The 23,921-nt window shown below is 62.6% G+C and carries 18 protein-coding genes; 12 read left to right on the top strand and 6 right to left on the bottom strand.

Annotated elements, in window-relative coordinates:
• Positions 1 to 148: 148 nt before the first annotated feature.
• Both ACQ5BM_RS14915 and folD read left to right on the top strand, forming a co-directional pair.
• A complete protein-coding gene (locus tag ACQ5BM_RS14915; protein ID WP_429812472.1) occupies positions 149 to 2,155 on the top strand; it encodes a GumC family protein in 2,007 nt (668 codons plus the stop codon).
• 250 nt (positions 2,156 to 2,405) lie between these two features.
• Positions 2,406 to 3,305 carry a bifunctional methylenetetrahydrofolate dehydrogenase/methenyltetrahydrofolate cyclohydrolase FolD gene (folD, locus tag ACQ5BM_RS14910; RefSeq protein ID WP_429812470.1) on the top strand — a complete coding sequence of 300 codons (900 nt, stop codon included), beginning with the start codon at positions 2,406 to 2,408 and terminating at the stop codon, positions 3,303 to 3,305.
• A 48-nt stretch (positions 3,306 to 3,353) separates the two neighbouring features.
• Here folD and ACQ5BM_RS14905 read toward each other — a convergent pair whose 3' ends face one another.
• Complete coding sequence (locus ACQ5BM_RS14905) at positions 3,354 to 4,385, bottom strand: substrate-binding domain-containing protein (RefSeq protein WP_429812467.1); 1,032 nt, start codon at positions 4,383 to 4,385, stop codon at positions 3,354 to 3,356.
• Positions 4,386 to 4,674: 289 nt separating this feature from the next.
• Here ACQ5BM_RS14905 and ACQ5BM_RS14900 point away from each other — a divergent pair, with 289 nt between their 5' ends.
• From ACQ5BM_RS14900 to ACQ5BM_RS14870, 7 genes are all read left to right on the top strand, one after another.
• The gene (locus ACQ5BM_RS14900) at positions 4,675 to 6,033 is read left to right on the top strand and encodes an ABC transporter substrate-binding protein (protein ID WP_429812465.1); all 1,359 of its coding nucleotides are present in this window, start codon (positions 4,675 to 4,677) and stop codon (positions 6,031 to 6,033) included.
• Positions 6,034 to 6,220: 187 nt separating this feature from the next.
• Complete coding sequence (locus ACQ5BM_RS14895) at positions 6,221 to 7,234, top strand: carbohydrate ABC transporter permease (protein ID WP_429812463.1); 1,014 nt, start codon at positions 6,221 to 6,223, stop codon at positions 7,232 to 7,234.
• Between the two features lies 1 nt (position 7,235).
• Positions 7,236 to 8,381 carry a carbohydrate ABC transporter permease gene (locus tag ACQ5BM_RS14890; RefSeq protein WP_429812460.1) on the top strand — a complete coding sequence of 382 codons (1,146 nt, stop codon included), beginning with the start codon at positions 7,236 to 7,238 and terminating at the stop codon, positions 8,379 to 8,381.
• 27 nt (positions 8,382 to 8,408) lie between these two features.
• Entirely contained in the window at positions 8,409 to 10,061 is a 1,653-nt protein-coding gene (locus tag ACQ5BM_RS14885) for an alpha-glucosidase family protein (RefSeq protein WP_429812888.1), read from the top strand.
• A 53-nt stretch (positions 10,062 to 10,114) separates the two neighbouring features.
• Positions 10,115 to 11,203, top strand: coding sequence for an ABC transporter ATP-binding protein (locus ACQ5BM_RS14880; protein ID WP_429812458.1), 1,089 nt, complete (start codon positions 10,115 to 10,117; stop codon positions 11,201 to 11,203).
• Positions 11,204 to 11,338: 135 nt separating this feature from the next.
• Positions 11,339 to 11,749, top strand: a complete 411-nt coding sequence (locus ACQ5BM_RS14875) for a hypothetical protein (RefSeq protein ID WP_429812455.1) — start codon at positions 11,339 to 11,341, stop codon at positions 11,747 to 11,749.
• Between the two features lie 77 nt (positions 11,750 to 11,826).
• Positions 11,827 to 12,192, top strand: coding sequence for a GFA family protein (locus ACQ5BM_RS14870; protein WP_429812452.1), 366 nt, complete (start codon positions 11,827 to 11,829; stop codon positions 12,190 to 12,192).
• Between the two features lie 97 nt (positions 12,193 to 12,289).
• On the opposite strand, the gene edd is transcribed toward ACQ5BM_RS14870, so the two are convergent.
• The 5 genes from edd to ACQ5BM_RS14845 all read right to left on the bottom strand — a co-directional run bounded on the left by edd (position 12,290) and on the right by ACQ5BM_RS14845 (position 19,320).
• Entirely contained in the window at positions 12,290 to 14,110 is a 1,821-nt protein-coding gene (gene edd, locus ACQ5BM_RS14865) for a phosphogluconate dehydratase (RefSeq protein ID WP_429812450.1), read from the bottom strand.
• Between the two features lie 194 nt (positions 14,111 to 14,304).
• Complete coding sequence (gene pgl / locus ACQ5BM_RS14860; RefSeq protein WP_429812447.1) at positions 14,305 to 15,003, bottom strand: 6-phosphogluconolactonase; 699 nt, start codon at positions 15,001 to 15,003, stop codon at positions 14,305 to 14,307.
• Between the two features lie 7 nt (positions 15,004 to 15,010).
• Positions 15,011 to 16,486 carry a glucose-6-phosphate dehydrogenase gene (zwf, locus tag ACQ5BM_RS14855; RefSeq protein ID WP_429812444.1) on the bottom strand — a complete coding sequence of 492 codons (1,476 nt, stop codon included), beginning with the start codon at positions 16,484 to 16,486 and terminating at the stop codon, positions 15,011 to 15,013.
• Between the two features lie 95 nt (positions 16,487 to 16,581).
• Positions 16,582 to 17,868 (bottom strand): NAD(P)/FAD-dependent oxidoreductase, encoded by a 1,287-nt coding sequence (locus ACQ5BM_RS14850; RefSeq protein ID WP_429812442.1) that lies wholly within the window; start codon positions 17,866 to 17,868, stop codon positions 16,582 to 16,584.
• A gap of 15 nt (positions 17,869 to 17,883) precedes the next feature.
• Positions 17,884 to 19,320: a glutamine synthetase family protein gene (locus ACQ5BM_RS14845; protein ID WP_429812440.1), complete on the bottom strand. Its 1,437-nt coding sequence runs from the start codon at positions 19,318 to 19,320 to the stop codon at positions 17,884 to 17,886.
• A gap of 124 nt (positions 19,321 to 19,444) precedes the next feature.
• On the opposite strand from ACQ5BM_RS14845, the gene ACQ5BM_RS14840 reads away from it, so the two are divergent.
• From ACQ5BM_RS14840 to ACQ5BM_RS14830, 3 genes are all read left to right on the top strand, one after another.
• On the top strand, positions 19,445 to 20,629 hold the full coding sequence (locus ACQ5BM_RS14840) for an NAD(P)/FAD-dependent oxidoreductase (protein WP_429812437.1): 1,185 nt from the start codon (positions 19,445 to 19,447) through the stop codon (positions 20,627 to 20,629).
• Between the two features lie 235 nt (positions 20,630 to 20,864).
• The gene (locus ACQ5BM_RS14835) at positions 20,865 to 21,011 is read left to right on the top strand and encodes a hypothetical protein (protein WP_429812434.1); all 147 of its coding nucleotides are present in this window, start codon (positions 20,865 to 20,867) and stop codon (positions 21,009 to 21,011) included.
• A 355-nt stretch (positions 21,012 to 21,366) separates the two neighbouring features.
• Entirely contained in the window at positions 21,367 to 23,889 is a 2,523-nt protein-coding gene (locus ACQ5BM_RS14830) for a methyl-accepting chemotaxis protein (protein ID WP_429812432.1), read from the top strand.
• The last annotated feature ends 32 nt before the right edge of the window (positions 23,890 to 23,921 follow it).

Raw genomic sequence — 23,921 nt, 5'->3', positions numbered from 1 at the left:
TACGGTCATAGCCGGGAAAGCTTAATAAGGCGTGAGATCGGCCTGTTTGCACCCGCTGATCTGCCGAAATTAACCATTTATTTTCCATGTTTGCTTAGCTTGGCTTCACTTTTCGGAATTCGCCGTCTCGGCAGCCGCGGGATCAGTCATGTTCGACATCGACGACGAGAAACGCCCGGTTCCGCGTGCATCGTTGCTCGATTTCGTAGCCGACGACACGCGCGGTTCCGCGCGCGCGCAAAAGCCGCGTGCGGCCGGCGCGTCCGCGGCCAATTCTCCTCTGCTCAATCGCCTGTCCGCAGCCGATGGCCCGAGTGGCCGTCCCGGCGCGCGGAACACGAACCGTTCCGCGGCGCAGCCGACAAGCGGCGGGAAAGCTCTGAAGGGAAGCAAGGGATCGACCAAGCATCGCCGCGGCTTGAGCGGCGCGGGTGACAGGCTGGTACGATGGTTGGCCGACAGCCGATCGGACGATGCCCAGGCGGCAGCCGCGCCCGTCGCTGACGCACCGGGCGACCGTCCTCTCGTCGACATCGAGACGGTCCTGCGCTCCGTCTGGCAGCTTCGCAAGATCATTATTGCAACGACCGCGCTCGGTGCCATGGGCGGCATATTGCTCGCGCTTTCAACGTCCAGCGTCTACGTCTCCGAAAGCAAGCTTTACATCGATCCGCGCGAGGTGCGGCTCACCGATTCCGATCTGTCGAAACAATCACTGGCGACCGAAGGCATTCTCGCGCTCGTCGACAGCCAGCTTGAAGTGCTGCGCTCGCGCACCGTCATGGAGAAGGTTGCAGCCGGTCTTGACCTCGAGAAGGATGCGGAATTTGCAAGCAAGGGCGGCGGCGACGCATCCGCTCGTGTGCTGAAGAAGTTGAGCGAAGCAATCCAGGTCTGGCGCGACCCGAAGACCTTCATCGTCACGGTCGAGGCACAGACGCGCGACCCCGAGAAGTCGGCGCTGATCACCAACCGGCTGGTCGAAACCTTCCTTGGCGAGGAAACCGCAGCGCAGTCCGGCTTCTTCCAGAAGACGACGGTGGCGCTGGACGCCCGCATCAAGGAATTGAAGGCCGAGCTCGATGCGGCCGAGAAGGCGGTCGAGGACTATAAGGCGACCAATGACATCGTCGGCGCCGGCGGCGAGTTGATCGCCGACAAGCAGCTTCTGAGCCTCAGCGACCAGGTGGCCGCCGCCCGCAACCGCATCGCCGAAGCAAAAGCGAAAGCGGAAGCCTCCGGCAAGGTGCAGTTGAACGACGTACTGACCGGCGCCTATCCGGAGGAAATCAGCTCGCTGGCGCTGTCCGAACTGCGCAAGCAATATGCCGCGACCAGGGCGCAATTGAGCGCACTTGACGCGAGCCTCGGGCCACGCCACCCGCAACGGATCGCAGCCCAGCAGGCGCTCGAAGCCTCGCGCTCCGAAATCGCCAATGAACTGCGGCGCATTGCGGCCGCAGCCGGAACCGAGCTCGATCGCGCCCAGCGCACCGAACAGGACCTGGTGCGGCAGCTTGCCGTGCAGAAGGCGCGACAGATCGATTCTTCCGCGGAATTCGTCGAACTGCGTGAGCTGCAGCGGAAAGCCTCGGCAACCCGCGAAATTTACGAATCCTTCCTGAAGCGCGCCGGCGAAACGCGCGAAGAGGAAAAGCTGACGGCGAAGAACATCCGGGTGATCTCCAAGGCCGAGCCGGCGTTGCAGGCAAAAGGCCCCTCCCGCAAGATCATCGTGGTTGCCGCCACAATGGCCGGCTTCTTCGCCGGCTTCGGCCTCGGCGTACTGCTCGGCATCTACCGCAGCATGCGCGGTTTGTTTGCCGCCCCTGGTGCACGGCCGCAGCGCGATCAGGATCCGGAACCACCGGAGCCGGAGGGTGATCCCGAGCCCTCGCCGCGCACGCAGCCGCGGTCCGAGCCGGCGTCCGCCAAGTCCGATCTTCCGCCGCCGTTCAGCCCTGCGGCGCATCATGCTCAATCGCTGACGGCCGCTTATGCCGCTGCCCGTCGTGGCGAAGCGGGGGGCTCTACGCCGCGGCATCCGCTACCCTACGCAGAGACCGGGAGCGATATTGCCAAGGTACAGGAAGATCTTCGCGCGCTGAGGTCTCGCGTCGAGCATTACTCCCGCCAGAAACTGGCGCGTGGCTAGGCCGTCCCCCAGCGTGGGCTCATTCACTTCGCAATCGTACACAGATCGGGCTCTCATGCCTTTGAGCGAGGCCAAGCACGCCTCTCACCTGTGAAAGGAAATGCCGCCAGGCGGAGCGAAACGAACGCCGAGCGCTCCATCGCCTCTTGCATTTATGCGTTTGGGACAGCATAGGGCGCTTTGAGGCCATCGCCTTTTCCCGGGCGAACTAGAGTGTGCCGCGTGAACAGGAAGCCAGGAGGAACATGCTGTGACGACTGTGATTGATGGCAAGAAAGTCGCCGCTTCGGTCATCGAGACTGTGAAGGCTGCGACCAAGGCGCTGGAGACGGATGCCGGTGTTCGCGCAGGTCTCGCCGTCGTGATCGTCGGGGACGATCCGGCAAGCCACGCCTATGTTTCGTCGAAGAGCAAGATGGCCAAGGAGTGCGGATTCCTGTCGATCCAGCACACTCTGCCGGAGGCAACCACGCAGGAAGAGCTCGCCGCCCTGGTTGCGGAGCTCAATGCGGATTCCTCCATTCACGGCATTCTCGTGCAATTGCCGTTGCCGAAGCACCTGAAGTCCGAGCCGATCATCCAGTCGATCCTGCCGGAAAAGGACGTCGACGGCCTGCACGTCGTCAACGCCGGCAAGCTCGCCACCGGTGATCTCGAAGGCGGTCTCGTCTCCTGTACGCCGGCCGGCGCCATGGTCTTCGTGCGCCAGACCCACGGCGAGGACCTCTCCGGGCTGAACGCTGTCGTTATCGGCCGTTCGAACCTCTTCGGCAAGCCGATGTCGGCGTTGCTGCTCGCTGCCAATGCGACCGTGACGACGGCCCATTCACGCACCAAGGACCTGGCGGCCGTCTGCCGCAATGCCGATATCCTCGTTGCCGCCGTCGGCCGCCCAGAGATGGTGAAGGCCGACTGGGTGAAACCCGGCGCGACGGTCATCGATGTCGGCATCAACCGGGTACCGGCGCCGGAAAAGGGCGAGGGTAAATCCAAGCTGGTTGGCGACGTGGCCTTCGCCGAAGCCGCCGAGGTGGCGAGCGTGATCACGCCGGTCCCGGGCGGTGTCGGCCCGATGACGATTGCCATGCTGATGGCGAACACGGTGATTGCCGCCTATCGCAAGGCTGGCCGCAAGCCGCCGCGCTTCTGATCCCGGTTCACATGGAATGACGAGACGCGTCGCGATTGCGGCGCGTTTTCATTTTTGCGGGGCCGGCCCGGTCGACGCGCGCACGATGAGCTCGGCGCGCCAGAGTTCCTGTTCCGGGTAGTCGCCGCGTTTCAGGATGCCGCCGATCAGCCGTGTGGCGATCCGGGCTCCCGCGGCCCGGAGCGACGAGCGCGTCGTCGTCAGCGGTACGCTGAAATTCTCGGGCTTCAGCATCGGCAACACGTCGTCATGCGCGATCAGCGAAATGTCCTCGCCGATCTTCAATCCCGCCTGATTGATCGCCCGGACGGCGCCGAGGGCCAATACCGTACTTGAACACAGAACCGCCGTTGGCGGCTGCGAATGCTGCAGAAAGCGCTGCATGCTGCGGTAGCCGTGTTCATCCGTCATCAAGGAATGCTGGACCAGCGCTTCGTCGAGCGCGAGGCCGTGTTCGGAGAGTGCCCTGAGCATTCCCTTCTGACGGCGGATGGAGAAGGTCAGATATTCCGGGCCGTTGATCAGCGCGATCCGCTGATGCCCGAGCTGGATGAGCAGCCGCGCCGCGTCGTAGAAGGCGGCCGTATTGTCGATGTCGAGGAAAGGATAGTCCCGGCTTTCGCCGATCGAGCGGCCATGGACGAGAAAGGGGATCGACAGCGATTTCAGCATGGCGATCCGCGGGTCGTTGGCGCGCATATAGGCAAGGAACAGGGCATCGACATTGCCGCTTGCCGCCAGCCGCCGGAACGTCACTTCCTCGTCTTCCGGCGCGCTCGGATTGAGCACGAAGTGAAAGTCGTGCTTGACCGCTTCTTCCGCAAGGCCCGCCAGGAACTCGCCGAAATGCACGTCGGAATCGATGCCGGGAGCGATCGGCATGACCATGCCGATCGAATAGGCCTTGCCTGTGGCCAGCCGCTGGGCGGCGCGGTTGGGCCTGTAACCGGTCTCGCGCACGGCCTGCAGCACGCGCCGGCGGGTCTCGGCATTGACCTCCGGGTAGCCGTTCAGTGCCCGGCTGACCGTCGTCTGCGACAGGCCGAGTAATTCCGCAAGTTGCTTGAGATTGACCGCCATGGCCAGGATTCCTCCCAAAGCGCTTTGGATATCCGTATGATTTTTGGTGTTTGGTCCCAGCGCCGAGGTTTGTGTAGCATCCGTTTTTCGAGCAACAAAGCGGAATTCAACCATTGCGCGGTGCAAAATGTTACCGCAAAGCACAAATTCGTCGCATCGAGGACAGAGATGGGAAATCTCTTGACTCCTGGAGTGTCGCGATGGTTTGTTAGCGAACTCAAAGCGCTTTGAATTTTGCGCATTGTCGTCTGCCCGGCGGGATCCGGGTTCATCTTGGGAGGAGAAGGACGTGAAGAGATCATTGCTGTTGGGCGTGGCAGCGTTTGCCCTGTTGGCAGGTGCTGCAGGCGCCGCGGACCTCAAGTTCAAGCCGGGTGAAGACAAGAAGTTCAACTGGGCAAGCTTCGAGGAATTCAAGAAGGGCCACGACCTCAAGGGGCAGACGCTGACCATCTTCGGTCCGTGGCGCGGCGAGGACGAGGCTCTGTTCAAGAGCGTCTATGCCTATTTCACCGAGGCGACCGGCGCGGAGATCAAGTATTCGTCCTCGGAAAACTATGAGCAACAGATCGTCATCGACACCCAGGCCGGCAGCCCCTCCGAAATCTCGATCCTCCCGCAGCCGGGCCTGATCGCCGATCTCGCCTCCAAAGGCTACCTGACGCCGCTCGGCGACGACACCCAGAAGTGGCTGCTCGACAACTATGCCGCCGGGCAGTCCTGGGTCGATCTTTCGACCTACAAGGGCAAGGACGGCAACGCCGCGCTCTATGCGTTTCCCTACAAGATCGACGTGAAGTCGCTCGTCTGGTACGTGCCGGAAAACTTCGAGGACGCCGGCTACGAAGTGCCGAAGACCATGGAAGAGCTGAAGGCGCTGACCGAGAAGATCGCCGCCGACGGCGGCAAGCCCTGGTGCATCGGCCTCGGTTCCGGCGGCGCGACCGGCTGGCCGGCAACCGACTGGGTGGAAGACCTGATGTTGCGCACGCAGCCGGCCGACGTCTATGACAAGTGGGTCAAGAACGAGATCCCGTTCACCGATCCCGCCGTCGTCGGCGCGCTCGACGAATTCGGCTGGTTCGCCAAGAACGACAAGTTCGTCGATGGTGGTGCCGCAGCCGTTGCCTCCACCGACTTCCGCGACAGCCCGAAGGGCCTCTTCGCATCGCCGCCGAAGTGCTATCTGCACCACCAGGCATCGTTCATCCCGTCCTTCTTCCCGGAGGGAACGGTGATCGGCGAAGATGCCGACTTCTTCTACATGCCGCCATACGAGAGCAAGAAGGACCTCGGCAATCCGGTGCTCGGCGCCGGCACGCTGGCGATGATCACCAAGGATTCGCCGGCCGCACGCGCCTTCATCGACTTCCTGAAGACGCCGATCGCGCATGAAGTCTGGATGGCGCAGACGAGCTTCCTGACACCGTACAAGAGCGTCAACGTCGAGACTTACGGCAACCCGCCGCTGAAGAAGCAGGGCGAGATCCTCTTGAACGCCACCACCTTCCGCTTCGACGGTTCCGACCTGATGCCGGGCAAGATCGGCGCGGGCGCGTTCTGGACCGGCATGGTCGATTTCGTCGGCGGCAAGTCGTCGGCCGACGTCGCCGACGGCGTTCAGAAGGCCTGGGACGCCATCAAGTAACACAACCGATGACGGGCGGCAGAAATGCCGCCCGTTGCCGACCCGGGCACGCCTGAGCGGACGAGGAAAATGTATGCGCTTTTCCGTCGCTTCCCGCTCTTAACCATGAGAAGTGGCGGGCCCCAATGAGAACGGCGGCAATCGCCAGCCCTGCACGTGATCGTGCACCGAGGGGGAGGGACATGTCATGTTGTTTCAGCTTGTGAAGGCTGCAGGGTTCATGCTGGGCGGAGTCATCGGCTGTGCCGCCTATTTCTGGGGAACCAGTTTCATTCTCGACCTGGTCTTCCCGTCGAAAGGGAAATCCGGTGCCGTCGCCTCACGGAACCTGCGTATCACCAACGCCATCCGCCCGTGGCTGTTCCTGGGGCCGGCGCTCCTTGCGCTGACGGTGTATCTTATCTATCCCGTCTTTATGTCGCTCTGGTACAGCGTTCATGATCGCGCGGGACAGAACTTCGTCGGCGCCAGCAACTATGCCTGGATGGTCAATGATGGCGAGTTCCGCCAGTCGATCTACAACAACTTCCTCTGGCTGCTGGTGGTCCCCGCGCTCGCAACTTTTTTCGGTCTTATCATCGCTGCGCTGACCGATCGTATCTGGTGGGGCAATATCGCCAAGACGCTGATCTTCATGCCGATGGCGATCTCCTTCGTCGGTGCCGCGGTCATCTGGAAGTTCATCTACGACTTTCGCCCCGAGGGCGCGGAACAGATCGGCCTTCTGAACGGGATCGTCGTCGCCTTCGGTGGCGCCCCGCAGGCCTGGATCACGCTGCCCTTCTGGAACAATTTCTTCCTGATGGCGATCCTCGTCTGGATCCAGACCGGTTTCGCCATGGTCATCCTGTCCGCGGCGCTTCGCGGCATTCCCGAGGAAACGATCGAAGCGGCCGTCATCGACGGCGCCAATGGCTGGCAGATCTTCTTCAAGATCATGGTGCCGCAGATCTGGGGCACGATCGCCGTCGTCTGGACGACCATCACCATTCTGGTTTTGAAGGTCTTCGACATCGTTCTCGCCATGACCAATGGCCAATGGCAGAGCCAGGTGCTCGCCAACCTCATGTTCGACTGGATGTTCCGCGGGGGCGGTGACTTCGGTCGCGGCGCGGCGATCGCCGTCGTCATCATGATCCTCGTCATTCCGATCATGGTCTGGAACATCCGCAATGCGGCCAAGGAAATGAAGGGGCACTGAGATGAATCCAGCGACACGCTCCCCCCTCATGTGGATCGTCCACCTCTCGGTGCTGCTGATCGTCGCGCTCTGGACGCTGCCGACCGCCGGCCTGTTGATCTCGTCGCTGCGCGACAAGGATCAGCTTGCCGTTTCCGGCTGGTGGACGGCGCTGTCGACATCGTCGCAAAACATCGTCGTCCGGGCGCCAGGTCCGGACACGCAGGTGGAGCGCGACGGCAAGTTCGTGATATCCGGCAACCTGCTCGACGGACAGACCGGTCAGATCTCCGCTTTCGGCTTTTCGAGCCGCGAGCCGACCGCGTTCAAGGCCGGCGAGACCGCCGAACTCAACGACGGCGAAAAGCTGACCGTTCAGGCGGATGGCAGTTTCGAGATCGTCTCCGACAAGAAGATGGAGGGTTCGCGCGGCCAGCGTATCTTCGTCACGGCGTCGTCACCGCCACGTTTCACCTTCGACAATTATGCCGAGGTGCTGGGCGCCGAAAACATCGGCCGGTCCTTCATCAACTCGCTGACCGTTGCCGTTCCCGCGACGATCATCCCGATCATGATCGCTGCCTTCGCCGCTTATGCGCTCGCCTGGATGCCGTTTCCCGGCCGGGCGATCCTGATCGCCGTCGTCGTCGGCCTGCTGGTCGTGCCGTTGCAGATGTCGCTGATCCCGCTGCTGAAGCTCTACAACGGCGTGGGTGCCTTCTTCGGTGTGCCGGCCAAGACCTATGTCGGCATCTGGCTTGCGCATACCGGCTTCGGCCTGCCGCTTGCGATCTACCTGCTTCGCAACTACATGGCCGGCCTGCCGCGCGAAATCATGGAATCCGCCCGCGTCGACGGCGCCAGCGATTTCGATATCTTCGTCAAGATCATCCTGCCGCTGTCCTTCCCGGCGCTGGCCTCCTTTGCGATCTTCCAGTTCCTGTGGACCTGGAACGACCTCTTGGTCGCGATCGTGTTCCTGGGCGCAGGCCCCGACGAACTGGTTCTGACCGGCCGGCTCGTCAACTTGCTCGGTTCACGCGGCGGCAACTGGGAAATCCTGACGGCTTCCGCATTCATCACTATCGTCGTTCCGCTGATCGTCTTCTTCAGCCTGCAGCGCTATCTCGTGCGCGGTCTGCTGGCGGGATCGGTCAAGGGCGGCTGACAAAAGGGACTTTCGACCAAAATGAGCATGACCGAAATGAGCCAATCCACTTTACAGCCTGACCGGGACTGGTGGCGCGGCGCGGTGATCTACCAGATCTATCCGCGCTCCTACCAGGACTCGAACGGCGACGGCATCGGCGACCTCAAGGGCATCGTTGCCCGGCTGCCGCACATCGCAGCACTCGGTGCCGATGCCATCTGGATTTCTCCGTTCTTCACCTCGCCGATGAAGGACTTCGGTTACGACGTCTCCAACTATACGGACATCGATCCGATCTTCGGCAGCCTTGCCGATTTCGACGCGGTGATATCAGAGGCGCACCGCCTCGGCATCCGGGTGATGATCGATCTCGTGCTGTCGCACACCTCCGACCAGCATCCCTGGTTCGTCGAAAGCCGGTCGAGCCGGACGAACGCCAAGGCCGACTGGTACGTCTGGGCGGACTCGAAGCCGGATGGCACCCCGCCCAACAACTGGCTGTCGATCTTCGGAGGCTCGGCCTGGGCCTGGGATCCGACCCGCCTGCAATATTACCTGCACAACTTCCTGACCTCGCAGCCGGACCTCAACCTGCACAATCCGGACGTTCAGGAGGCGCTGCTCGGCGTCGAGCGATTCTGGCTCGAACGCGGCGTCGACGGTTTCCGTCTCGACACCATCAACTTCTACTTCCACGACAAGAAGCTGCGCGACAATCCGACGCTGGCGCCCGAGCGCCGCAATGCCCAGACTGCCCCGGCGGTGAACCCCTACAACTATCAGGAACATCTCTACGACAAGAACCAGCCGGAGAACCTGGACTTCCTGAAGCGCTTCCGCGCGGTCATGGACGAGTTTCCGGCGATCGCGGCGGTCGGCGAAGTCGGCGACAGCCAGCGCGGCCTCGAGATTGCCGGAGAATACACTTCCGGCGGCGATAAGATGCATATGTGCTACGCCTTCGAGTTCCTGGCGCCGGACCCGCTGACGCCGGCTACCGTCGCCGAGGTTCTCCGCGATTTCCAGAAGGCAGCCCCCGAGGGCTGGGCCTGCTGGGCCTTCTCCAACCACGATGTCGTGCGCCATGTCAGCCGCTGGGGCGATGGTGTCGCCGATCGCGACGCGCATGCGAAGCTGCTCGCGAGCTTGCTGATGTCGCTCCGGGGATCGGTCTGCATCTATCAGGGCGAGGAACTGGCGCTGACGGAGGCGGAACTTGCCTATGAGGATCTGAAGGATCCCTACGGCATCCAGTTCTGGCCCGATTTCAAGGGCCGTGACGGCTGCCGCACGCCGATGGTCTGGGACGGTGCGAAGGTCAACGGCGGCTTCGGCAGCGCGAAACCCTGGCTGCCGGTGCCGACGGAACACCTGGCGCGTGCCGTATCGGCGCAGCAGGGCGACCAGGCGTCCGTTCTCGAACATTACCGCCGGTTCCTGCAGTTCAGGAAAGCCCATCCGGCTTTCGCAAAGGGCGAGATCGAGTTCCTGAGCACGGACGGAGAGGTTCTCGCCTTCGTGCGCAGCTACGGCAACGAGAAGCTCTTCTGCCTGTTCAACATGAGCGGCGCGCCGGCGACGGCCGACCTGCCGAACGAGCCGGTTGCCGCGTTGGAAGGACACGGCTTCGTCGCAGAGGTCCAGGACAGAACGGTGAACCTGCCGGCCTGGGGCGCGTTTTTCGCGCGGCTGGTCTGAGGACCGAGTTATGACAGCAAGGATAGACGGGAAGAACCGAAGGGGAGGGTGTGATGACAGGTCTGCTGCTTAAAGATATCCGCAAGTCCTACGGCGCGGTCGATGTCATTCATGGCATCAATCTCGACATCAAGCAGGGCGAGTTCATCGTCTTCGTCGGCCCTTCCGGCTGCGGCAAGTCCACGCTGCTGCGCATGATCGCCGGTCTCGAAGAGATCACCGGCGGTGACATGTTCATCGACGGCGAGCGGGTCAACACCGTGCCGCCGTCGAAGCGCGGCATCGCCATGGTGTTCCAGTCCTACGCGCTCTACCCGCACATGACGGTCTACGACAACATGGCCTTCGGCATGCGGATTGCCAAGGAGACCAAGGAGGAGATCGACCGCCGCGTGCGCAACGCCGCCGAAATCCTGCAGCTCACCAAATATCTCGACCGGTTGCCGAAGGCGCTGTCCGGCGGCCAGCGCCAGCGCGTCGCCATCGGCCGCGCGATTTGCCGCAACCCCAAGGTCTTCCTGTTCGACGAGCCGCTCTCGAACCTGGACGCGGCGCTTCGCGTCGCCACTCGCATCGAGATCGCCAAGCTTAGCGAACAGATGTCGGATACGACGATGATCTACGTCACCCACGACCAGGTCGAGGCGATGACGCTCGCCGATCGCATCGTGGTGCTGTCACAGGGCCACATTGAGCAGGTGGGCGCGCCGCTGGAGCTCTACGAGCGTCCGGCCAATCTCTTCGTTGCCCGCTTCATCGGCTCGCCGGCGATGAACATCATTCCTTCGACCGTTACCGCCACCGGCGCGCAAACGACGGTGAAGCTGACCGGCGGCAAGAGCGTGACGTTGGATATCCCGACGGACTCATCGCAAAACGGCAAGACGGCGAGCTTCGGCGCGCGGCCGGAAGACCTGCAGGTCACGACTGGCGAGGACTTCCTGTTTGAAGGCACAGTCTCCATCGTCGAGGCGCTCGGCGAAGTGACGCTGCTCTACATCGAAGGGCTCGTCGACAAGGAGCCGATCATCGCCAAGATCCCCGGCATCCTGCCGGTTCATCGCGGCGACAGGGTGCGCTTCACCGCCGACAAGGCCAAGCTGCACCTCTTTGACGCCGATGGGCGCAGCTATCGCGCCTGAGTGACGATACCGACCTCGCGCTTTTCGACCCGCCCGAGAAATCGGACGGGTTTTTCCAATGCAACCTGTAGATCAAACCCTCTGTTAAATCTCTGCCGCTATTCTGTCTCAAAAGGGGATAGGAAAGGCATATCGATGAGAGGCGCGACGCCTATAATGCAGCGGCACTTCCTGAACAAGGAAGAGTCCTTCATGTATGATCGGGAAGCGAACTTTCCGATGGAGGACACACGGAACGAGGCGCGCATCGAGTATACCGAGAAGGGTATGACGCAGCTGAGCTCGCGGCGCTGCGAAATCATCAAGCTGTCGAAGAGCGGTGCCGTCCTCAGCATTCTGACGCAGTACCAGCTTCCGCAGAACTTCTATCTCGATATCCCGAGTGCCCGTATCCAGATGATTGGCTGCCTGCTGAAGCGCGTGCATGCCAACAACGTCATCGAAGCACGGTTTCTCCGCCTGCTGACCGACCGCGATCTCAATCGTATCTTCGTCTACAGCACCCATCCGAACCATCGCAACCGGACACTCGACATCTACCGTTAACCAGTGATCTCGGGCTTGACTGTCCCGCAGAACTCAATGGATGGTTGTGTTCTTCGTCAACGGATCGGACCATAGCCATGCAGCGACCCTATCGGCTTTCGTGCCATTGCGGCGAAATCGCAGTCGAGGTCGACGAGGAGCTAACCGGCCTCATCGAGTGCAATTGCTCGACTTGCCGGCGCTCCGGTTTCCTGCATTGGAAGGTGGATGCGGCCAAAGTGAAGCTGCTTACCGAGAAGCGTCGCCTGTCGAGCTACATCTGGCGCGGCCTCAACGAGGGGCATCATTTCTGCCCGACCTGCTCGACGCCGATCATGCGCAGCGGCTACCCGGACGACAGGATTTCCATCAATGCCCGCTGCATCGAAGGCGTCGATGTCTTTGTGCTGCAGATCGAGCGCTACGATGGCCGCAATGACATGTTCCCCGGTCCGTTGCCATAAACGGATCGTATGGGCGCACGGATCGCTGCGGCCCCGAAGAAAAGTTCGGCCATAGAAAAAGCACCGCCCCCGATCAGGAGGCGGCGCTCTCTACGCCTCAGTGGAAGAGAACGCTGGCGCCCTGGTCGGCAGCACCTGCAATCGCCCGGAATGGCGCGAAAAGCTCGCGCCCCATGCCGAACCCGTTGTTCGAGAGATCGACATGCGCGGGCACGCGCGTCTTCAGCGCGATGTCCTCGACCAGTACCTCGATCGTTCCGGCAACGGCGTCAATACGGACGATATCGCCTTCCTGAATGCGGGCGATCGGGCCGCCATCCTTGGCTTCCGGTGTCACGTGGATTGCCGCAGGCACCTTGCCGGAGGCGCCGGACATGCGCCCGTCGGTGAGGATGGCGACGCGTTGGCCGCGATCCTGCAGGATGCCGAGCACGGTCGTCAGCTTGTGCAGTTCCGGCATGCCATTGGCCTTCGGACCCTGGAAGCGCACGACGGCGACGAAATCACCCTCGAGCTTGCCGGCCTTGAAGGCGGCGTTGAGCTCGGCCTGATCATGGAAGATCTTTGCCGGAGCTTCGATGACATGGCGATCCGGCTTGACCGCCGAAATCTTGATGACCGCCTTGCCGAGATTGCCGGTCAGCATCTTCAGGCCGCCCGTGTGCTGGAACGGCTGGTCGATGGTCGCCAGCACCTTGGGATCGGCACTTTCCTTCGGTGTCGGCACGCGCACGACGCCACCATTGGGGCCGAGCTGGACGTCGATCTTGTAGGCGTCGAGCCCCTGGCCGAAAACGGTGCTTACATCGTCGTGCAGCAGGCCGGCGCTAAGCAACTGGCTGATCAGGAAGCCCATGCCGCCGGCGGCATGGAAGTGGTTCACGTCGGCAAGCCCGTTCGGATAGACGCGGGCCAGCAGCGGCACGATGTCGGAGAGCTCGGAGATATCCTGCCAGGTGAGCACGATGCCGGCGGCACGCGCCATGGCGACGAGATGCATGGTGTGATTGGTCGAGCCGCCGGTCGCATGGAGGCCGACGACGCCGTTGACGATCGAGCGCTCGTCGATCATCTCGCCAGCGGGCGTGAACTCGTTGCCCATGGCGGTGATCGCCAGCGCCCGCTTGGCCGCTTCCTTGGTCAGCGCGTCGCGCAGCGGCGTGCCGGGATTGATGAAGGAGGCGCCCGGCAGATGGAAGCCCATGATCTCCATCAGCATCTGGTTGGAGTTGGCCGTGCCGTAGAAGGTGCAGGTGCCTGGTCCGTGATAGGACTTTGATTCCGCTTCGAGAAGCTCGTCACGGCCGACCTTGCCTTCGGCGAAGAGCTGGCGAACGCGCGCTTTCTCGTCGTTCGGCAGGCCCGAAGTCATCGGGCCGGCGGGCACGAAGACGGCCGGCAGATGGCCGAAGGTCAGCGCCGCGATGACGAGGCCCGGTACGATCTTGTCGCAGACGCCGAGATAGACGGTGGAATCGAACATGTTGTGCGACAGGCCGACGCCTGCGGCCATGGCGATCAGATCGCGCGAGAAGAGCGACAGCTCCATGCCCGGCTGCCCCTGCGTGACGCCGTCGCACATGGCCGGCACGCCGCCGGCAACCTGCGCGACGCCACCCGCCTCGCGTGCGGCTTCGCGGATCAGCGCCGGATAGGTCTCGAACGGCTGGTGCGCCGAGAGCATGTCATTATAGGAGGTGATGATGCCGAGATTGGGCACGCGGTCGCCCGCAAGCGCTACCTTCTCGGCGGGGGAACAGACGGCAAATCCGTGCGCAAGGTTACCGCAGCCGAGGACGCTGCGGTGGGGGCCGCTCGACGCTGCAAGGCGGATGCGGTCGAGATAGGGTTCGCGGTGCGGTTTCGAACGCTCGACGATGCGAGCGGTGATCGAGGCAATGCGGGAATCGGCGGACATGGCAAATCCTGTTCCGGAGCCTTGGGACTCCTCATCTTCATCCAGTCATCGGTCCGGAGCGCGGCGAGCTTGGGAGAGCGCACGTCGCGTCCCGGCATGTTGTCAGAAACACGTGTCCGTTCCGGTGGGGCGCACCACAGGCTGAACGTGTCTCCACTTTGTTATTGGGCCTATTCGACCCAACAGCATTCGATCTACGGCGCCCAGTAAATCTGCACCGACGATGCGGCACGGCGCAGCATCGCGCGGATCGGCATATCTTTCTCGTCGCCGGCCTCTTCCGCCTTGGCGAGAACGGTCTTCTTGCCTTCGCCCTCGATGTGCAGCACCAGCAGCCGCGCATCCTGAAGGCTGGCAAAGGTGAAGGTCAGGCGGGGTTCGCCGGCGCCTTCCGCCTCCATCGTGATCACCCCGCGCGGCGTTGCCGGGTCGATGGCGCGCGCGAGTTGCGACCCGCCGGGGAAGAACGACGCCGTATGCCCGTCCGTTCCCATGCCGAGAATGGCCACGTCGAACGGTGCGCCGATCGCGGCCGTTTCCCGGCTTGCAAGTTCGGCGGCAGCTTCGGCGGTCGGGGCCGCGTGGTAAAGCGGCAGGAACTTGGCCTTGGCCGCCTTGCCCTGAAGCAGGTTGGCGGCAACCAGGCCGTGGTTCGATCGATCACTTTCCGGCGGCACGAAACGTTCGTCGACGAGCGTCACCGTTACCTTGTCCCAGGCGATGTCCTTGCTGGACAGCGCCTGGAAGAAAGCCTTGGGCGTTGAGCCGCCGGAAACCGCGATGCTCGCGGTGCCGCGTGTCGCGATGCCGGCAGAAAGTGCACTGCTTACGGCTTCAGCCAAGCCTTCCGCCAATGCCGCGCCGTTTTCGAAGGTATGAAGTTGCGTCGTCATCGGGCACCTATATCGCATCGTTCCAGGTGCGGCCGTCACGCTCGATGAGCGCGATCGACTGGCTCGGACCCCAGGTGCCAGCGGTGTAGCCCTGGACCTGCTGCCCGGTTTCCTCCCAGGCCTTCAGGATCGGGTCGACCCACTTCCACGCAGCCTCGACTTCGTCGCGGCGTACGAACAGCGTCTGGTTGTTGCGGACGACGTCGAAGAGCAGCCGCTCATAGGCGTCAGCATTGCGCACGGCAAACGCCTCGGCGAAGCTCATGTCAAGCGAAACATTGCGCAGGCGCATGCCGCCCGGGCCTGGGTCCTTGATCATCAATGACTGCTTCACGCCTTCGTTCGGCTGCAGGCGGATGACCAACTGGTTGGCCGAGATGCGGCCGGCATTGTTGTCGAAGATCGAGTGCGGGATCTGTTTGAAGGTGATGACGATCTCCGACATGCGGCCGGCGAGACGCTTGCCGGTGCGGATGTAGAAGGGCACGCCGGCCCAGCGCCAGTTGCTGACCTCGGCCTTGATCGCCACGAAGGTCTCGGTATTCGAGATGCCGCCTTCGAGTTCTTCGAGGTAGCCCTTGACCGGGCCGCCGGCCGAAGCACCGGCGCGGTACTGACCGCGCACCGTCACCTGCTCGACATTCGCCGAGGTGATCGGCTTCAGCGCGCGGAGAACCTTGAGCTTTTCGTCGCGGACCGCTTCCGCGTCCATCGAGGTCGGCGCTTCCATGGCGACGAAGCAGACGAGCTGCAGGATGTGGTTCTGTACCATGTCGCGCAGCGCGCCGGCCTTGTCATAGTAGCCGGCGCGGTTTTCGAGGCCGACGGCTTCCGACACGGTGATCTGCACATGGTCGATATGGGCGGAGTTCCACAGCGGCTCGTAGAGCGCATTGGCGAAGCGCAGCGCCATCAGGTTCTGCACCGTCTCCTTGCCGAGATAGTGGTCGATGCGGAAGATCTGCTCTTCGCGGAAGACCTTGCCGATCGTGTCATTGAGTTCGGTCGCTGACGCGAGGTCGCGGCCGATCGGCTTCTCGACGACGATGCGGGTGTTCTTGGTGATCAGCTTGTGATCGCGAATGCGTTCGGAAATGTCGCCGAAGATCGCCGGACCGACGGCGAGATAGAAGGCGCGGATACGGTCCTTGCCCTCTTCGAGGATCTTCTTCAGTGCATCCCAGCCCTGATCCGACTTGGCGTCCACCGAAACGTAGAAAAGGCGCGCAGCGAACTTCGCGACTTCCTCTTCCTTGTACTCGTCCGCCTTCAGGTGTTCCTTCAGCGCATCGACGGCAAACTTGCGATAGTCCTCATGGCTGAGCGCTGCGCGCGACGCGCCGATGATACGGGTCGGCTCGGTGATCTGGCCTTCCAACTGGCGGTGATAGAGCGCCGGCAACAGCTTGCGCTCCGCAAGATCGCCGGTGCCCCCGAACACCACATAATCAAATGGTTCGACGGGAATGATCTGGCTGCTCATGGGATATCTCGATCTGTTCAGGTCACGGGCACATATAATCTAATCGATTTAAAAGCGCTAGAGTGCGGTGCAATAAAATGCCGCGGAAGCGCGTTTCAGAACCTGTCCCGTAATGCGTACCAGCTTAACGCGAGGAAGAGAAGGGCGGAGCGGAACCGTGTACCACCGGGAAAAGCGGGGATTTTCAGGGCTTTCAAGAGATCGAGTTCGGTGTCCTTGCCGAGCGCGAGATCCGCATAGAGCTTGCCGCAATAGTTGGAAAGCATCACGCCGTGGCCGGAATAGCCGCCGATCGAGGTGACGCCGGGCATGACCTCGCGGCAGAAGGGCGTGCGCGGCATGGTGATGCCGACGGAGCCGCCCCAGGCATGGGTGATCTCGATATTGGCGAGTTCCGGATAGATCTCGCTGATCTGCCGGCGGATGTGGGTCGAGATGTCGCGCGGGTTGTCGGCGGTGTAGGCCTCGCGGCCGCCGAAAAGCAGCCGCCCGTCCCGTGACTTGCGGAAATAGCGCACGACGAAGCGCGAATCATCGACCGATTCACCGCCGGGTATGACGGTCGGGTGGTCGGAAAGCACCGTGGTCGCGCCGATGAAGGAGCGGATCGGCATGACGTGGCTGGCGCTTACCGGCTCCAGGTTGCCGATATAGGCATTGCAGGCGACGAGCACGCGATCGGCGGTGATTGTGCCACGGTCCGTGGTGATGACGATCGCACCGCTGCTGCGACCGATCTTCAGGGCTTTCGTCTGCTCGAAGAGATTGGCGCCGGCAAGGGCGGCCTGTTTCGCGAGACCGACCAGAAGCTTCATCGGGTGGATGTGGCCGGTGCCGGCGTCGCGGATGCCGAAGTGGTAATGGCTCGATCCGAGCCTGCTTGCGGTTTCCTCGCGGCCCATGAAGGACAGATGCGGATAGCCGAAGCGCGTTGCCATGGCTTCCGCATGGTCGCGGTAGTCTTTTTCGAGAGCCTTCTTGTGACCCACCGAAAGCTGGCCGGGCACGAATTCGATGTCGATGGCGTGCGTGCTTGCGAAGTCGAGCACATAGCGCTTGGCATTCTCGGCCATGTCGAAGAGTGCCTGTGCCCGCTCATGACCGAGGCTTTCCTCGGTCTCGTCCGCCCAGGCGCGCTGCCCGGTGCCGAACTGGCCGCCATTGCGGCCAGAGGCACCGTCGCCGAAGCGGCAGCCGTCGATCAAGGTCACATCGACGCCTTGGCGCGCCAGGTTGTAGGCAGCCTGCAGCCCGGTATAGCCGCCGCCGACGATCGCGATGTCGGCTTTTCGCGATCCCGGCATGGCAGGATACTCCGGTCGATCCGGAACCGTTGCCTCATACCAGGAATAACCGGGCGAGATCGGGCTTTGCCAGGGCATGGAGAACCTCTGAGATCAGACGTTGAGAAGCAGGAATTCGCGTTCCCAGGGGCTGATGACCTGCATGAAGGTCTCGAACTCGCCGCGTTTGACGCCGGCATAGATGGCGATGAACTCGGGGCTCAGCACATCCGCAAGCGATGGTGCCGATTCCAGCAGGGCGACGGCTTCGAGCAGGCCGCGCGGCAGGAGGATCTCGCCTTCGTTCGCCGTGTCCTCGGTCGGTGCCGTAGGCTCGCGCTGTTCGATGATGCCGAGATAACCGCAGGCGAGCGAGGCGGCGAGCGCCAGGTAGGGGTTGGCATCCGAGCTCGGCAGCCGGTTCTCGATGCGCCGGGCGATCGGTTCCGACACCGGAATGCGGAAAGCCGTTGTGCGGTTGTCGTAGCCCCAGGCGGTGTTGACCGGCGCCGACATGTCGGGTGTCAGCCGGCGATAGGAATTCACGTAGGGCGCCATCATGACCAGCGTACGCGGCACGTAGTGCTGCATGCCGCCGATGAAGTGGAAGAACTCCTTCGATGCCGAACCGTCCGGGTTCGAGAACAGGTTCCGGCCGGTGTTGATCTCGACCACCGACTGGTGGATGTGCATCGCCGAACCCGGCTGGCCCTGCATCGGCTTGGCCATGAAGGTCGCGTAGATGCCGTGCTTCAGCGCCGCCTCGCGGATCGTGCGCTTGAACAGGAACACCTGGTCGGCAAGCTCGATCGGGTCGCCGTGGCGAAGGTTGATTTCGAGCTGGGCCGGGCCCTCCTCGTGGATCAGCGTGTCGATCTCGAGGCCCTGCTTTTCGGAGAAGTGGTAGATGTCGTCGATCAGTTCGTCGAACTCGTTGATGCCGGCGATCGAGTAGCCCTGGCCGCCAAGGATGGAGCGGCCCGAGCGGCCTTTCGGCGGATGCAGCGGATAGTCCGGGTCGTCGTTCTGGGCGACGAGATAGAACTCGATTTCCGGTGCCACCACCGGCTTCCAACCCTTCTGCCTGTAGAGATCGACCACCCGCTTCAGCACGTTGCGCGGTGTGTAGCTGATCTGTTCGCCCTGCGAGCCGACGATGTCGCAGATCACCTGCGCCGTCGGGTCGGTTTCCCAGGGCACGACCGAAAGGGTCGAGAGGTCGGGTACGAGCTTGATGTCGCTATCGCGGGAATCGTAACGGAACTGCCCGGTTTCATCAGGATATTCGCCCGAAATCGTGTGGCGGTAGATCGCCGAGGGCAGTGCCAGCGAGGTGTTGGAAGTGAATTTCGAGGTCGGCATCATCTTGCCGCGCGGCACGCCGGCGAGGTCGGGCGTGATGCATTCGATGTCTTCGATGCCGCGTATCTTGAGCCAGTCCGTGGCTTCCTTCCAGGTCTTCACGCCGCGGAGGGAGTGCAGGGCGGGGGGGATTTTCGAGGTCTTGCTGATTTTCGTTGTTTGTTGGGCAGCACTTCTCTTGGAGGGCATAAATCACCGGTTTTGGCTTCGGATAGCGCATCATAACCGTAGATTGGCAATTGGCTAGATGGGCTTCGTCATTGACTTTCGTCCCCGCCACCGGGAAGGAAGGACAAAAGAGCTGGGGTGTTTCGTGGCTGAAAAGAAGGATGTGGTCATCATCGGCGCCGGTGCCGCGGGCATGATGTGCGCCATCGAGGCGGGCAAGCGCGGGCGCCGCGTGCTCGTGCTCGACCATGCCAAGGCGCCCGGCGAGAAGATCCGCATCTCCGGCGGTGGGCGCTGCAATTTTACCAACATCCATGCGGGGCCGAAGAACTTCTTTTCGGCAAATCCGCATTTCTCAAAGTCGGCACTGGCGCGATACACGCCGCGTGATTTCCTTGCACTGGTCGAAAGGCACGGCATCGCCTGGCACGAAAAGACGCTTGGCCAGCTCTTCTGTGACCATTCGGCCAAGGACATTATCAGGATGCTGCTCGCAGAAATGCGCGACGTGCACGCCGAGTTGCGGCTGGAGACAACGATCGAAAGCGTCGAACGCCATGGTGCGGGCTTCCGTGTCATGACCGGGGACGGGCCCGTGGATGCGCAGTCGCTCGTCATTGCCAGCGGCGGCAAGTCGATCCCGAAGATGGGAGCGACCGGGTTCGCCTACCGGATCGCGGAGCAGTTCGGGCTTGGCATCGTCGAAACGCGGCCGGGCCTCGTGCCGCTGACCCTCGATCCGGCGCAGCTCGAAACGATCGGCGAACTGTCGGGCGTCGCTGCCGACGCCGAAGCCCGCTGCGGCAAGACAGCCTTTCGCGAGGCGGTGCTGATCACCCACCGTGGCCTGAGCGGCCCGGCGATCTTGCAGATCTCGTCCTATTGGCGCGAAGGACTGGAGATCGTGCTGCGGCTGATGCCTGACATCGACATCGCTTCAATCCTCAAGGAAATCCGGCGCACCCACGGCAAGCAGGCGGTGCAGACGGCGCTCGGTGATATCCTGCCGCGCCGGCTTGCGCAGTTTTTCGTCGAAGGCGCGAAGCTGACCGGGCGCCAGCTGGCCGACCTCTCGGACAAGACGATCAACCAGCTTTCGTCCTCGATCCAGGCCTGGACGATCAAGCCCGCCGGTTCGGAAGGCTATCGTACCGCCGAAGTCACGCTCGGCGGCGTCGATACCAACGGGCTCGATTCCAGGACGATGCAGGCGAAGGCGGCGCCGGGGCTCTACTTCATCGGCGAATGCGTCGATGTGACCGGCTGGCTCGGTGGCTACAATTTCCAATGGGCCTGGGCATCGGGCTTTGCCGCCGGGCAGGACGTGTGATCTCCCCGCTTTTGGCGGGCCGTGCTCCAGCGATTGTTAACGGATCTGATCGAACCTTTGTTTTCGTCGGCACAGCCGGCGGTTGGTGAGATCGGATTGTCACATAAACGGAAATAACACTGTTTCCTATTTTTTGACTTTCCTCCACCACGGCATGGCTGCAATATATGTGTGACTGGCAAGCCGGTTCGTCCGGGTCGATGGTTGCCGGTCAATGTGACAAGGACAGGATGCCATGAACCAACCACGCCGCCGTCCCCGCGCCATAGCGATCGCCCGCACCGACGAAAGTCGTCAGCAGAAGGCCGCAATCACGCGCCTCGCACTGATCGCTTTTTTCGCCGTTGCCGCTCTCGCAGCTCTTCCGGCCCTTTGGTTCTGATCTCAGGCGACCGGCTTTAGACGGCCGGTTCCTCGGGCGCAGTTGAGGCGCCTCAGCGCTCCTTCGGATTTTCTGCCGCAGGCGATCGCGCTTATACAAATTTTAATCGTTCAAATTAAATAGTGCGACGAAGTGAGTTTCGTCAGGTTCGCGTTGCCTAGGAGCGGCGACGTGGATCCGCAATGATTGCCGACGGACTGACGGCGTTCGCCGTATGATTTTCCGAAAAACATCAGCCTGTTTTGCGCATCGGGTGGCTCTCGATCGTCCGTGCATTCACGCCCAGTCGTTGAATGCGAAGATGTCTTGAGCAGCCGGGGGAGGCGAATGCGAGCTGCGAGCCAAGGTGTTTTCCATGTTCATTGATAGAATTCTTGCCCGTTTCAAGATCCAGACGAAGGTGCTCTTTTTCATCCTTCCCTTCGTCGTCAGCATCTGTGCCGTCGGTATCACCGGCCTCTATGCGTCCGGCCTGCTACAGGGGCGCATGGAGATTTCGAACAGCGTGCTGCAGACATTGAGCGGCTTCAAGGATGTCTATGCGGGCATGAACGCCTTCCTGCATTCGACGACCGAGGAAACCAGGGAAGCCGTCCAATCGAAGATTTCGGCCCAGAAGGACGTGCTTGCGGCGACGGCCGCCCAGGTTGCCGGCCAGAGCGGCCAGGACGAACTGACTGCCGCAATCGCCGCGACAAACGACATCGAGGCGCGCATCGACGGTCTCTGGAAGCTGCATGTCGGTGAGCAGGAACTGCGCACTGCGATGACGGCGAACCTCGACGCGCTGCTGATCGAGCGCTCCAAGATCAACGAGGAGTCGAACCGGCTGCAATATGCCGTGCGGAAAAGCGAAAACGCCGCCAAGACCATGCTGCGCGAAGCCGAGAAGCTGATGCGCGCCAGCCGCTTCTTCAACGAATTTGGCACCGAAGTCAGCAAGGCGATCTCCGTCGAGGACAAGCTGAAGGCGGTCAAGGAGCGCTTCCCGATGATCGGCCGCACCGAGCGCGACATTTTCCGCCTGCTGCCGAAGGACGAGAAGTCGCTGGCCGAAACGATCACCTCCGCCTCGAGCGAGATCGGCGCGCTGCTGAAGGCGCCGCCCGGCCCGGAGACGCTCGCCGGCATCTCCAAATATGTCGACCGTTTCCGCACCGCGAGCTTCCGCCTGGAGGCGGCATCGGTCGGCAAGATGCGCGACGCGACGCGGATCTTCGCCGAACTCGACGAACAGATCGTCACGACGGAATCGGTGCTTACCGCGACCCGCCGACTCGCCGGGTCGATCACGGACATCCAGATTTCCGCCGCCACCTTCATGGGCCAGACCAACGAAGAAAACCGCCAGAAGCTGCTCGATAAGTCGCTTGCCGTTCAGCAGAACATGGCAACGCTGCGTGGCGTCGCCAGCGACGGTGCTTCCTTCGACAAGATCGCCGATACGCTGATGCCGATCCTGACCGCGATGAAGAAGGATGCCGCGGCGCTCGTCGAAATTACCGTCAAGCGGACCGCCGATTTCGACGCCGCCGGCCAGTCGATCGACCAGATCTGGGGCGATCTCACCAGCTTTGCCGAGCGCCAGAAGGTCGCCGCCGGAACAGAACGCCAGGAAGCGAACCAGATCTCGGTGGCGGCAACCGTCGCCGGCGTCGTCATCGCGCTGCTTGCCGGCATTGCGCTGACGCTGACGCTGAAGAAGCCGATCGGCCAGATCACTGCTGCCATGCGTCGCCTCGCAGACGGCCGCCTCGACACAGCGATCGACGGCGATGCGCGCCGCGATGAAATCGGCGACATGGCGCGCGCGCTCGGCGTGTTCAAGGAGAACGCGCTTTCGAAGGTCCGCATCGAGGCCGAGAGCGAGGAGCAGCGGACCCGCGCCGAAATCGAGCGCAGCCGTAACGACCAGGAAAAGCGCGAACTCGATCGCCAGATCGATCTGGCCGTCAGCGAGCTGGCCGCCGGTCTCGGCCGTCTGGCGCAGGGCGATCTCTCGCGCCAGATCGAGGTTCCTTTCCACGGTCGTCTCGAACAGTTGCGCGAAGACTTCAACGGCTCGCTGATCCGACTGCAGGACACGCTGTCGCAGATCCGCGCCAATGCGCAGGCGATCCAGGAAAGCGGCTCCAGCATGCACCATGCCGCGGACTCGCTGTCGAAGCGGACGGAAGCTCAGGCCGCATCGCTCGAAGAAACGGCGGCTGCTGTCGACCAGATCACCGCGACGGTTCGCTCGTCTGCCGAGCGTGCCGGGGAAGCCAACCATGCCGTGATCCAGACCAAGCGCAGCGCCGACAGTTCGGCGACCGTCGTCACCAACGCGATCGCCGCCATGGGACGCATCGAGGAGGCCTCGCGCCAGATCGAACAGATCATCGAGGTGATCGACGACATCGCCTTCCAGACCAATCTCCTGGCGCTGAACGCCGGTATCGAGGCCGCGCGTGCGGGTGAAGCAGGCAAGGGCTTTGCCGTTGTTGCCCAGGAAGTGCGTGAGCTGGCGCAGCGCTCGGCGGAAGCCGCGCGCGAGATCAAGGGCCTCATCAACAAATCGACCAACGAGGTCAATGCCGGCTCGCACCTGGTCAAGGAAACGGGCGAAGTGCTGGCATCGATCAGCGCGCAGATCGTCACCGTCAGCCAGCATGTCGAGATGATCGCGACCGCAAGCCGCGATCAGGCCGTAGCGCTCAACGAGGTCAACGGCTCGGTCAACCAGATGGACCAGATGACGCAGCAGAACGCTTCGATGGTCGAAGAGGCGACGGCGACGAGCCGGTCGCTCGCGCACCAGGCGGACACACTGATGATGCTCGTCGAGCAGTTCCGGCTGGAGCCGGAGGCGGACGACTACGGCTACCGGGCCGCCTGAGGCGGCCGGCAATCGAATTCGCCGACGGCGGA

It is taken from the genome of Ensifer sp. B1-9 (assembly GCF_050474445.1).
Classification (GTDB): Bacteria; Pseudomonadota; Alphaproteobacteria; order Rhizobiales; family Rhizobiaceae; genus Ensifer.
The sequence above is the reverse complement of the archived record's forward strand: the minus strand, read 5'-3'. Positions and strand labels throughout refer to the sequence as shown.